Source organism: Thomasclavelia saccharogumia DSM 17460, from assembly GCF_000686665.1.
GTDB lineage: Bacteria > Bacillota_I > Bacilli_A > Erysipelotrichales > Coprobacillaceae > Thomasclavelia > Thomasclavelia saccharogumia.
In genome coordinates, this window is the sequence record NZ_JMLH01000002.1 from 124,910 (window position 1) to 138,026 (window position 13,117).

Below are 13,117 nucleotides of genomic sequence, written 5' to 3' on the forward strand. Positions count from 1 at the left end.
TTGAAATTTATTATAATATAAGTGATAAAAGGAGTGGTTGATTATGAAAATACAAAGTTATGAAAAAGTTATCGATAAAGATATCATAGCAGTTAAAAGTTATTTATTAAAAATCGGAGAAAGTTATTGGAAGCAGGATCTTGATGATGTTATTAACAGCAGCATCGATATAAGAATTATTAGAAATAAAATTAATAAGAGAAAAGATTTACAGTTACTGATTTTTAGTAAAATAAAAAGATTGATCGATGATAGTGTTGATTTTGATGAAATGGAGAATCATTTAATATTTATGAATATTTTATTAAATACGCACTATCAGCCGTTATTAATATATAAATATAAGTTATTAAATTATATTATTGATAAGGGTGACTTTTCAGTAGAAACATATTGTCTAATTAGACATTTAATTAATTTTAATGAAAAAATAATTGAATCATTGATTGATGCTTTAGCTAATCGTTTAAATTTAGATTTTGAGCGTTATCATTATTTAGCCAGTTATATTTTGTTATTAGAAAAGGAATATAAAAAAGCATATTTGCATTTAGAATATATTACTATTGATCATAGCTTTGAGCGCTTTTTACCAGCGTTATATAATTTTAGTCCTCGTCTATATTTAAGATATTCTAAAAAGAAACATATGCCTTTGAATCTTGCAACAGGATAGGAGAATCTTATGGGTAAAAAAATGTACTATATTTATAAAATTATTAATGAAACTAATGGAGCAATCAGTGCAAAAGAAATTCAGGAGTGTTTAAAACAGTATGGATTGTTTCTTAATGTAAAAACTATATATAGCTTGATTGATCGAATCAATGGTTTTTATATGTGTCTAACTAATAAGCAATTAATAAAAACTATTAAAAGTAAGGGATATATTATTGAAGATGCATTTTTTGATGATGGTCAATTACAAATATTAATAGATAGTATCGTTTTTAACCCTAATTTAGATCAAAAATCAGCTAAAGAAATGGTTGATAAGTTATTGTTATTAAGTTCATCTAGTCAAATTGAAAGGATAAATATTGAAGACAAGCAAAGTAATGTATTAGATTATGATCTTTTATTAACCCTTACAACAATTATTAAAGCTATTAACATGCGAAAAAATATTGCATTTAAATATGTAAGTTATGATGTTATAGATGATGAGCTTTCAGAGGTTTATCATACTAATGGTAATCAGGGCTTTGATACGTATGTAGTTTCACCTTATAGATTAATTTTGAAAGGATCTAATTATTATTTGATTGGATATTTTAGTAAAAGAGAAAATAGTTTAAGTGTTTATCGTGTTGATCGAATCCGTTTAGTCAGAAATCATAATAGTAATTATATAGATATCCAAGAACAGTTTGATATGTTAAAAGAGATTGATAAAAATGTTAATATGTATCTTAGTAAAAATCGAATAGATTTAAAAATAAGATTTAATCAGGAAATTTTAAAAGAAGTTGTTAATCAATTTGGAAAAGAAATATTTGTGAGTAAAAGATATGACGGAAAAATAGAAGCAATCATAAAAAATGTTGCATTATCAGATGGTTTGATTGGCTGGCTGATGATGTTACAAACTAATGTTCAAGTATTATTACCACTAGATTTAAAAGAAATTATCAAAAAGAGATTAAATTTAATGTTAAGAATGTATGAACAAGATTCTGAATAAGGATCTTGTTTTTCTTTACATAAACTTAACATAATAAATACAATTTATTGATATATCATCAGATACAATTCTCTTATTATATAGGTGTCTTAAGATAGTAAGAAGAAAGGGATTAAAAGAATATGAAAAAAGTATTAGGAATTTTATTAACATTAGTATTATGCTTAGGTTTAACTGCCTGTGGTGGATCAGGTGATACAGGTGAAGGAAGTAATGAAGTAAGTGGAAGTGTAAGTTTAAATGGTTCTACTTCAATGGAAAAATTTGTTAACGCATTAAAAGAAGCAATTGTAGAAGATTATCCAAACTTAACATTAGAACCACAATTTACTGGTTCAGGTGCTGGAATTGAGGCAGTTTTAGCAGGAACTGCTGATATTGGAGATTCATCAAGAGCTTTAAGTGATGAAGAAAAAGCTGAAGGATTAGAAGAAAATATTGTTGCAATTGATGGTATTGCAGTTATCACGCATCCTAGCAATAAAGTTGATAATGTAACTACAGATCAATTAAAAAAGATTTACACAGGTGAAATTACTAACTGGTCACAATTAGGTGGTGACGATCAAGCGATAGTTGTAATGGGTCGTGAAGCTGGTTCTGGAACTCGTGGTGCATTTGAAGAAATTTTAGGAATTGAAGATGCATGTAAATATGCTCAAGAATTAAATGAAACTGGAGCTGTTGTTGCTAAGGTAGGCGAAACACAAGGAGCTATCGGATATGTTTCTTTAGATAATATAACTGATAGTGTTAAGGCTTTAAAATTAGATGATGTTGAAGCTAGCGAAGAAACAGTTAAAGATGGAAGCTATACTTTACAAAGACCATTCGTAATGGCAACTAAAGGTAAAATTAGTGAACAAAGTGAAAAAGTACAAGCAGTATTTGAATTTATTGAAAGTGAAAAAGGACAAGAAGTTCTTAAAGCTGTAGGTTTAGTAAGTCCAAAATAGGAGTTTGTTATGAAAAAAGATATGTTATCTATTATTAGTAATAGAAAAACAAAATCTTTGGTGGAGAAAACAGCCGCGATTATATTTCGTGGCTGTGCTATTATGTCTATCATTGCAGTAGTTTCTATTACAGGATATATGATTATTTCTGGTACGCCAGCAATATTTAAAGAAGGATTGACAGAAATCTTGTTTGGTAGCGTATGGGCACCAACAGCTGCTGATCCGCAATATGGAATTCTTTTAATTATACTTACATCGATTGTTGGTGTCTTTTTAGCAATTTGTATAGGGGTACCAATTGGATTATTTACGGCTATTAATCTAGCTGAATTAGCAAATCCAAAGGTAAGAAAAATTGTTAAATCTGCAATTGAACTGCTTGCAGGGATTCCATCAGTAGTTTATGGGTTATTAGGAATCTTATTGATTTGTCCGTTTATGTATAAATTAGAATTAATGATATTTGCAGGTTCAAAAACACATCAGTTTACAGGTGGGGCTAATTTAATTTCAGCAATTTTAGTTTTAGCAGTCATGATTTTACCAACTTTGATCAATATTACAGAAACAGCTTTAAATGCTGTACCTGACGATTATCGTAAAAGTTCGTTAGCACTTGGAGCTAGTCAAATTCAAACGATTTTTAAAGTAGTATTGCCTAGTGCTAAATCAGGAATCATGTCAGCTATAGTTTTAGGAGTCGGTCGAGCAATTGGTGAGGCCATGGCAATTTTATTAGTTGCTGGTAATTCAGTAAATGCACCATTACCATTTAATTCAGTACGTTTTTTAACAACGGGTATTGTTTCAGAAATGGGATATGCTTCTGGAACTCATCGTGAAGTACTTTTTACCATTGGTTTAGTTTTATTTGTCTTTATTATAATTATTAATTTGATTTTAACATTTATTATTAAGAAAGGAGATCAGCATGAATAATCTTAGTATTTTAGATAAAAAAAAGCGGATTAGCGATAAAGCTTTAAATTTTTTGATTCAATTTTGCAGTGCTTTATCAGTGCTGATTTTAGTTGTTTGTATTGGCTATATTTTATATCGTGGTATTCCATATTTTGATTTTTCATATTTAGTTAATACAACTAGTATTTTAAAAGGTACGATCGGAATTTTACCAAATATTATCAATACTTTATATATTATTGTTATTACATTATTGATTGCATGTCCAATTGGTATCGGTGGTGCAATTTATTTAAATGAATATGCAAAAAACAAGAAATTCGTAAGCGTAATTTCTTTTACAACAGAAGTTTTAGCAGGAATTCCTTCAATTATTTATGGGCTATTTGGAATGTTGTTTTTTGGTAATTTATTAAAATTTAAGTTCTCAATTTTGACAGGGTCATTTACACTTGCAATTATGATCTTACCAATTATTTCTAGAAATACTCAAGTAGCATTAGAAGGAGTGCCAAAAAGTTATCGTGAAGCAGCACTAGGAATTGGAGCAACTAAATGGTATATGATCAGAACAGTTTTATTACCAAGTGCTATGCCAGGAATTTTAACAGGAATAATTTTAGGGATGGGGCGAATTGTTGCCGAATCAGCAGCATTATTGTTTACTGCTGGATCAGTAAGTGTGTTACCAAAAAATATTTTTACTCATTTAACGAGTTCAGGAGCTACACTTACGATTCAATTATATTTGGAAATGGCCAAAGCTAATTATGAAACAGCTTTTGTAATTGCTCTTGTATTGATTGTAATTGTTTTATTATTAAATTTTTTAGCAAAATTAATTTCAAGCAAAATTGATGTAAATAAGGTGAAGTAAAATGGAAAATAAAATTGAAGCAAAGAATCTAGATTTATATTATGGTGAAAAACATGCTTTAAAAAATGTTAATTTAGATATTAAATCAAATAAAATTACAGCTTTTATTGGTCCTTCAGGATGTGGTAAGTCAACGTTTTTGAAAACATTGAATCGTATGAACGATTATGTTAAGGGAATCAAGATTACAGGTGATGTAAAATTAGATGGAGAAGATATCTATGACAGTCGGGTTGATACAACGATTTTAAGAAAGAAAGTAGGAATGGTTTTTCAACAGCCTAATCCTTTTCCCATGAGCATATATGACAATGTCGCTTATGGACCGCGAATTCATGGCATAAAAAGTAAAAAAGAATTAGATAAGATCGTAAAAAAATCATTAGAAGCAGCAGCTTTATATGATGAAGTAAAAGATCGTTTGCACACTAGTGCATTAGGTTTATCTGGAGGACAGCAGCAGCGTTTATGTATTGCTAGAGCTTTAGCTGTAGAACCAGAAGTAATTTTATTAGATGAACCAACAAGTGCTCTAGATCCTATTTCGACATTAAAAATAGAAGAACTGCTGTTAGAATTGAAAAAAGATTATACGATTGCAATCGTTACTCATAATATGCAGCAGGCTAGTCGAATTGCTGACTATACAGCTTTTTTCCTTGTTGGAGAAATGGTTGAATATGGTGAGACTAAAGATGTTTTTGCAATGCCTAAAGATAAACGCACAGAAGATTATATTACAGGTAGATTTGGATAGGAGAAGAAAATGTTACGGAGTAATTTTGAAAAAGATTTGAATAAATTGCATGTTGATTTAGATAAAATGTGTCATTTAGTTGTTCTTGCAATTGAAAATTGTATTACAGCCTTTAAAAGTGGTGATCGTGAATTATGTCGCGATATCTTATCTGGTGATAAAGTTATTAATGATATGGAAAGGACGATCGAAGCACGCTGCTTATCTTTAATTTTGAAACAGCAGCCAATTGCTAGTGATTTAAGAAATGTTTCAACAGCTTTAAAGGTAGTTACTGATTTGGAAAGAATTGGTGATCAAAGTGCTGATATTGCAGAAATCTTATTGGAAACAGATGTTAAATGTCCTTATAAAATGGTTGAACATATTCCTAATATGGCACGTCTAGCAAGAGATATGGTTAAAGGATCGATTGAAGCATTTCATGAACATGATTTGAAAAAAGCTGCAAAAATAAAAGAATTAGAAAGCCAAATGGATGGACTATTTGAAGATGTTAAGGTAGAATTAGTACAAATAGTAAATGAAGATAAAGAAAATATTGATCTTGTCATTAATTTTTTGATGATTGCAAAATATTTCGAAAGAATTGGTGATCATGCAGTAAATATTTGTGAATGGATCGAATTTAATCAAACCGGAACGGTTGATAATTATCGTTTAATTTAAGGAGGATTAGTAATGGGCGAACGTATATTTGTAGTTGAGGATGATGAAAATATTCGCGAGATTATAAATTTGGCTTTAGTGAGCAATGGTTATGAAGTTGTTCAATTTAATAATGCAATTGATGCTTTAGATATGATTTCTAAAGAGACACCTTCACTTGCTATTTTTGATTTAATGTTGCCAAAGATGAGTGGTATAGAGGCAATAAAAAAAATTAGAGAAACTAATAATGAATTACCAATATTAATTTTAAGTGCTAAAGATCGTGAAATAGATAAAGTAAATGGTTTAGATAGTGGATCGGATGATTATATGACAAAACCATTTGGAATTCTTGAACTACAAGCACGAGTTCGTTCTTTACTTAGACGCCATGTTACAAGTGATATTATCAAGACTAAACATCTTATTGTTGATAAACAGACGCGAATCGTTAAATTAGACGGTCAGAAAGTAGAATTAACTAATAAAGAATATCAATTATTAGTATATTTGATGGACAACAAACATCGAGTTGTAGAACGTGAAGAGTTATTAAATGAGATTTGGGGTTATGATTTTGTTGGAGAATCTAGAGCATTAGATGTTCATATTCGGGCTTTACGCAGCAAATTAAAAGATGATGGTCATAAATATATTCGGACTGTTCGTAGTGTAGGGTATCGTTTCTACGAAGAAGGTGATAATAGTGAATAAAACGATTTTTCGCTATTTTTTTACAGTATTACTTGTAACTTTAATATTATCTACTAGCATATCAATGGTCATATTGTCAAATCAAATGCTGGAAAATACGAAACAAGATATGCTTTATGCTGTTAAACTAGTTGATTATCAATTAGATGATGATCAAGATATAAAAGAGCAGGTAGATGCTTTAAATCCTCTAGCATATAATGATCATACGCGATTAACTGTTATTGATGTTGATGGAAATGTACTTGCTGATAGTGGTGAAGCAGATATATCAGAAAATCATAAAAGTCGTGAAGAGGTGAAACAGGCTTTAAGTGAAGGCGTTGGCTATGCGACTAGATATTCAAATACAGTGGGACGTAATATGTTATATGTAGCTTTGTATAATAATGGAAGAGTCGTTCGTTTATCACTTCCGTATGATGGAATTTTTGATAATTTACCAACTTTGATAAAACCTTTAGGGATTGGTGCTGGTATTTCTTTAATTGTTGCTATGGTATTATCAAAACGTTTTTCAGATACGTTAACAGCACCAATTCAGGATATCAATACGCAAATAACAAAAATGAAAGATTATCGAGAATTGGTATTTGATGATTATAAGTATGATGAATTTAATATTATTGCTTCTAAACTTGAAGAACAGGCTTTGACTATTCATGATACTATGGAGAAGTTGAAAGATGAACAGGTTAAAATTAATGGTATTTTAAATCAGATGAAGGAAGGTTTTATTTTATTAGATAGTGATTTAAATGTGCTGATGGTTAATCGTAAAGCTCAAAAATTATACAATAATACGATTAAATTAGGCGATTCAATCAAGAACTTTATTTTTGATTTTAAAATTATTGATATTTTAGATCATTTAGATGAAGAACAGCAAAGGATAGAAATAGAAAAAGAGAAACAGTTTTATAATTGTTATATTGCAAAAGTTGATTATGGGGTAACGTTATTATTCGTTAATATTACCGAACAGCACAACGCTTTAAAAATGCGTCAGGAATTTTTTTCAAACGTTTCACATGAGTTAAAAACACCAATGACATCAATTAGAGGATATAGTGAATTATTAGAAACAGGTGTTATTAATGATAAAGAAGCATCTAAAAGAGCACTAGATAAAATTCATGATGAAGTTAATAACATGTCATCATTGATCAATGATATTTTGATGATTTCACGATTAGAAAACAAAGATATCGATGTAATTAAACATCCAGTTCATATCGAGCCATTGGTTAATGAGGTAATTGATACAATGCAAGTAGAAATAGATAAAAAGAATTTAACTGTAAATAAAGAAATTTCTGATATAGTTTATATTTCGAATCATCAGCACATGTACCAGTTATTAAGTAACTTAATAACTAATGCAATAAAATATAATGTTCAAAATGGAAGTATCACAATTAAATCTTATGATCAAGAACGGAATATTGTAATTGAAGTTAATGATACTGGAAGAGGAATTTCAAAAATAGATCAAGGACGTGTTTTTGAGCGATTCTTTAGATGTGATCAAGGTCGTGATAAAGAGACAGGTGGTACAGGTCTTGGATTAGCAATCGTCAAACATATCGTACAGTATTATCAAGGAAATATTACGCTTACAAGTAAATTGGGTCAGGGAACAACTTTTAAAGTTGTTTTACCAAAAAATTTAGATAGCCATGACAGGTAGTTATGGCTATTTAAATTTTTTTGAAGCTAAAATAACTTGTAATTTCCTGATAAATATTAGATAATTTACATGAAAGGGATTACATAGGATTTGCGATTCTGTATACTATTTTTAAGAATATTTTAAATAATAAAAATTTATAACGAGCAGATATTTAATAGATTCTTAAAGTAAAAGGGAAACTATATGTAATCATTTTTCAAAGAAAGGAGATGGAAAAAAACGATGAAAATTATGCATAAGATATGCAAAGGTCTAATAGCTCTGGTTTTGTGTCTTACAAGTGCATTTTCTTTAGGTATTAATGTATCGGCTGAAGAGATTAGTAATAATCTGGCTTTAAACAAAACGGTTGTTGCTAGTGCTGAATACAGTACAATGCCGGCATCATATTTAACTGATGGTGATGAAGAAAGTCGCTGGTCATCAGAAAATGATGCAACGCAATGGGCCTATGTTGATTTGGGACAAGAATATGAAATGAATAAATTTCAAATGATTTGGGAAAGCGATTCAGTTTATGCTCAAGAATACAATATTTATGTGTCAAATGATGTAAATGATTGGGGTACACCAGTTGTTGTTAGAACTGAAAATAGTAGTAAGACTTCTGAAGATCTTTTGGCTCAAGCTGCTAAGGGACGCTATGTTAAACTTGAAGTAACAAAAGTAAAAGGATATCCTAATGTTTCTTGCCGAGATTTTAAAGTATTAAATACTGATGAAAAGTATCAAGATCCAACTGAAAATGTTGCTTTGCATAAAACTGCAGTTGCGAGTTCAATTGAAGCAAACTCCGTAAGAGCAGCAAATGCTACTGACGGTGATACTACTTCAAGATCTTCAAGATGGGGAAGCAATATTGGTAATGGACCAGACTGGATCTATGTTGATTTAGGTGAGGTCTTAGATGTTAAAGTTGTAAAAATTTTCTGGGAAAATAGAAAAGCAACTAGTTATAAACTCCAAATTGCTGAAGAGTTAAGTGATCCAATGAGTGAAGACGATTGGACAACAGTTAAAGACTTCAATGATCGTCCGGCATCTATTGATGAAAAAATCGAATTAGATCAAGTGTATAGTGCTCGTTATGTACGTTTATTGATTGATTCACATACATCTACAGATCCTGATGGAGGAGTTACATGGAATACAGTTTCTATTTATGAAATGGAAGTATATGGTGGTAATCCAGATACTAAACTAACGATTGGCGAAGTATTAAATGCTATTACTGTAGATGCTCCTGAAAAAGGCGATAAGAAATTGTCTGTTAATTTACCAGAAATTGAAGGGTATAAGGTTGAGTATAATGGTACTGATTTTGAGCAGGTAATTGATGATGATTTAACGATTTATCAGCCGGTAGTTGATAAAGAAGTATCTGTTTCATTCAAAGTTACTGATGAAGAAACAAATGATTATAAATTTAAAGAAATTAAAATTACTGTACCTGGTAAATACGAAACAAATGATAGTGATAATGAGGCTCCAGATATTTTACCTGAATTAGCAGAATGGAAAGGTGATGCTGGAAGTTTCACGATTTCAAGTAACAGTCGTGTTATTATTGCAAGCGATGAATTACAAGATGTTGCTAATGCATTAATAGCTGATTATAAAGATATGACTGGTGAAGAGTTAACGATCATTAAAGGAACTCAAGCGGACGTACAAAGTGGTGATTTTTATTTTGTTTTAACTGACGATACAAGCAAGGGACTTCAAGATGAAGGATATTTAATGACTGTTGATGAATATGTTGAAGTTGAAGCGGAAACGACAACAGGTGCTTATTGGGCTACTAGAACTATTTTACAAAGTATTAAACAAACAAATGATATTCCTTGTGGTATTACAAGAGATTACCCATTATATGAAGTACGTGGATTTATTCTAGATGTAGGAAGAAAAGCGTTTACTTTAGATTATTTAAAGCAAGTAGTTAAACAAATGTCTTGGTATAAAATGAATGATTTCCAAGTACATTTAAATGATAATTTGATTGGATTAGAAAATGTTGCTGATCCAATGAGTGCATATTCAGCATTTAGATTAGAGTCTGATGTTAAAGCAGGTGGCAATAATGGATTAAATCAAGCTGATTTAACTAGTACGGATATGTTCTATACAAAAGATGAATTTAGAGACTTTATTAAAGAATCTAGAACTTATGGTGTAGATATTGTACCTGAAATTGATACGCCGGCTCATTCATTAGCACTTACTAAAGTACGGCCTGACTTACGTCATGGAACAAGTGGTAGAAATAATGATCATTTAGCATTACGTGATAAATACGATGAATGCCTTGATTTTGTTCAAAGTATTTTTGATGAATATTTAACAGACGATGATCCTGTATTTGATGAACAGACAATTGTACATGTTGGTGCAGATGAATATAATGCAGATAAAGAAGCATATCGTAAATTCTCTGATGATATGTTAGGATATGTTCAAGAAACAGGCCGTACAGCTCGTATTTGGGGAAGTTTATCACAATGTCGTGGTACAACACCTGTAAGAAGTGAAGGCGTACAAATGAACTTATGGAACTTTGGTTATGCTAACATGGATGAAATGTATGAACAGGGTTATGATTTGATTAATTGTAATGATGGAAATTATTATATTGTTCCTAACGCTGGATATTATTATGACTATTTATATGATAACACTCTTTATAATTTAGATATCAATACGATTAGTGGTGTAACTATTCCAGCTGGTGATAAACAAATGATCGGTGGTGCATTTGCAGTATGGAATGATATGACTGATTATCTTGAAAATGGTGTTAGTGAATATGATGTTTATGATCGTATAGAAAATGCTATTCCATTATTTGGGGCTAAATTATGGGGTAAAGGAACTAAATCATTAAATGAAGCTAATACTACAAGAGCGACATTAGGTGATGCTCCTAGAACTAATTTTGGATATGATGTTGATAGCAAAGATGGCATTATTGCTAATTATCCAATGGATTCATTAGTGGATAATAGTGAAAATAATCGTGATTTAACAGCTGGAACTAATGCTTCTATTGTATCTGTGGATGGAAAAAATGCTCTTAAACTAAATGGTGATGAGAGCTATGTGATTTCACCGGTTACTACAGCGGGATTAGGTAATGATTTAAGAGTAAAGGTTAAGCGAACATCAAGTAGTAATGATGAACAAATTTTATTTGAAAGTGATTATGGTGCAATTAAGGCTGTTCAAAAAGATACTGGTAAAGTTGGATTTTCAAGAGAAAATCATGATTATTCATTTGATTATGAATTACCTATAAATGAATGGGTAGAACTTGAATTCAAAAATGAACATAATGTGACATCACTTTATGTTAATGGTAAATTAGTCGATGTTTTAGGTGATGGTGAAAAGATCGAAGGAAGACCATTGCTTGCAACAACAATGTTCCCGCTTGAAAGAGTTGGAAGTGAGACGAATGCTTTTGCTGGTTATGTCGACGATATTAGAATTGGTGAGAATAAAACATTTAGTTCTACAATGAGCCTTGATTATGCTATGATGACAGCTAATGCATTATTACAAGAAAAAGATAATGCAACGTTACAGGCATTAGTTGATCAAGCTCAAGAATTACTTAAAATATATGATCCAGATAGTACAGAAATCGAAGATCTAACAACACAGATCAATGAAATTATTAAAGCAACAGATTATGTAAAGGCAGATTATAGTCAGGTAAATAAATATTTAGATTTAGTATTAGATGATCTATCAGTATTTACAGATGAATCAGTAGCTCGTTTACAAAGTGTGATCGATAGTATTCGTGAAGATCTTCCAGCTTCAATGCAAGAAATAGTTGATGGATATGCAACTCAGTTGGCAAACGCTTTAGCAAATTTAGAATTAAAAGCGCAACTTAATGTGAATTATGTTGATAATTCTAAACTTACAGCTACAGCATCATCTTATCAGCGTGATGGTTCTAATCCAAGTAATGTATTAGATAATGATACGGGAACAATGTGGCATACAGACTGGACAATTACTACGATGCCTCATTGGCTTGCTCTTGAAATTGACGAACCAACAGCAATCAATGGTTTGAGTTATACACCACGACAAACTGGTTCTAATGGTAATGTAACTGAATATCGTATTGAAATTAGTGATGATGGTACAAATTGGAATACCATTAAAACTGGAACATTAAGTTCTGATTCTAGCACTAAAGTAATTGAATTTGATTCTGTTACAACTAAATTTGTTCGTCTTGTATATGTTAAAGCGGTAAATAATAACGGTAGTGCATCAGAAATTAAATTACATCGTGCTGATGTCCCTGCAGATATTGATGGATTAAATACAGTGATTGAAAAAGCTGAAAGCATTAAAAATATCGGATACACTAAAGAGTCATGGACAGCTCTGCAAGATCAAATTGTAATTGCTAAAGAACTTGCTAATTCAGAAGCTCCTGATGCAAATGAAGTTGAATTAGCTAAACGTAATTTAACGGAAAAGATGGTTAAATTAGTTTTAGACGAAAATGATGTAAAAGATGTAGATAAATTAGCATTATCAATAGCTGTAGAAATGGCAAATAACGTAACTGAAGAACAGTTAGCTAATGTTGTTCCTATTGTCGTTGATGAATTTAAAGCAGCGTTACAAGAAGCAAATATGGTTTTAAATGATGACAGTGTCAGTCAGGAAACAGTCAATGCTTCATTTACACGTTTATCAAAAGTAATGCAGATGTTGGAATTTGTAAAAGGTGATAAGGGCGAATTAGAAGCCTTGATCAATGAAGCAAACAGTTACGTTGAAAAAGACTATACATCAGCTTCATGGACAGCATTTAAAGAAGCCCTAGAAGCAG

Annotated in this window: 10 protein-coding genes; all 10 read left to right on the forward strand. The window is 30.7% G+C overall.

The window, feature by feature from the left end; translation table 11 throughout:
- Positions 1-43: 43 nt before the first annotated feature.
- A complete protein-coding gene (locus tag BR82_RS0101310; RefSeq protein WP_027088679.1) occupies positions 44-676 on the forward strand; it encodes a hypothetical protein in 633 nt (210 codons plus the stop codon).
- Positions 677-685: 9 nt separating this feature from the next.
- Positions 686-1,684, forward strand: a complete 999-nt coding sequence (locus BR82_RS0101315) for a helix-turn-helix transcriptional regulator (protein ID WP_027088680.1) — start codon at positions 686-688, stop codon at positions 1,682-1,684.
- A 122-nt stretch (positions 1,685-1,806) separates the two neighbouring features.
- On the forward strand, positions 1,807-2,640 hold the full coding sequence (locus tag BR82_RS0101320) for a phosphate ABC transporter substrate-binding protein (RefSeq protein ID WP_027088681.1): 834 nt from the start codon (positions 1,807-1,809) through the stop codon (positions 2,638-2,640).
- A gap of 9 nt (positions 2,641-2,649) precedes the next feature.
- A complete protein-coding gene (gene pstC / locus BR82_RS0101325; RefSeq protein ID WP_027088682.1) occupies positions 2,650-3,582 on the forward strand; it encodes a phosphate ABC transporter permease subunit PstC in 933 nt (310 codons plus the stop codon).
- Positions 3,575-4,441: a phosphate ABC transporter permease PstA gene (gene pstA, locus BR82_RS0101330; protein ID WP_034863847.1), complete on the forward strand. Its 867-nt coding sequence runs from the start codon at positions 3,575-3,577 to the stop codon at positions 4,439-4,441. The genes pstC and pstA overlap by 8 nt, the downstream gene beginning before the upstream one ends.
- A 1-nt stretch (position 4,442) precedes the next feature.
- Positions 4,443-5,198, forward strand: a complete 756-nt coding sequence (pstB, locus tag BR82_RS0101335; RefSeq protein ID WP_027088684.1) for a phosphate ABC transporter ATP-binding protein PstB — start codon at positions 4,443-4,445, stop codon at positions 5,196-5,198.
- A gap of 9 nt (positions 5,199-5,207) precedes the next feature.
- Entirely contained in the window at positions 5,208-5,867 is a 660-nt protein-coding gene (gene phoU, locus BR82_RS0101340; protein WP_034863851.1) for a phosphate signaling complex protein PhoU, read from the forward strand.
- Between the two features lie 12 nt (positions 5,868-5,879).
- Positions 5,880-6,563 carry a response regulator transcription factor gene (locus BR82_RS0101345; protein WP_027088686.1) on the forward strand — a complete coding sequence of 228 codons (684 nt, stop codon included), beginning with the start codon at positions 5,880-5,882 and terminating at the stop codon, positions 6,561-6,563.
- Positions 6,556-8,253: a sensor histidine kinase gene (locus tag BR82_RS0101350; protein WP_240474481.1), complete on the forward strand. Its 1,698-nt coding sequence runs from the start codon at positions 6,556-6,558 to the stop codon at positions 8,251-8,253. The genes BR82_RS0101345 and BR82_RS0101350 overlap by 8 nt, the downstream gene beginning before the upstream one ends.
- Before the next feature lie 225 nt (positions 8,254-8,478).
- Positions 8,479-13,117: discoidin domain-containing protein (locus BR82_RS0101355; RefSeq protein WP_027088688.1), on the forward strand; the 4,639-nt coding region annotated here is incomplete at its 3' end.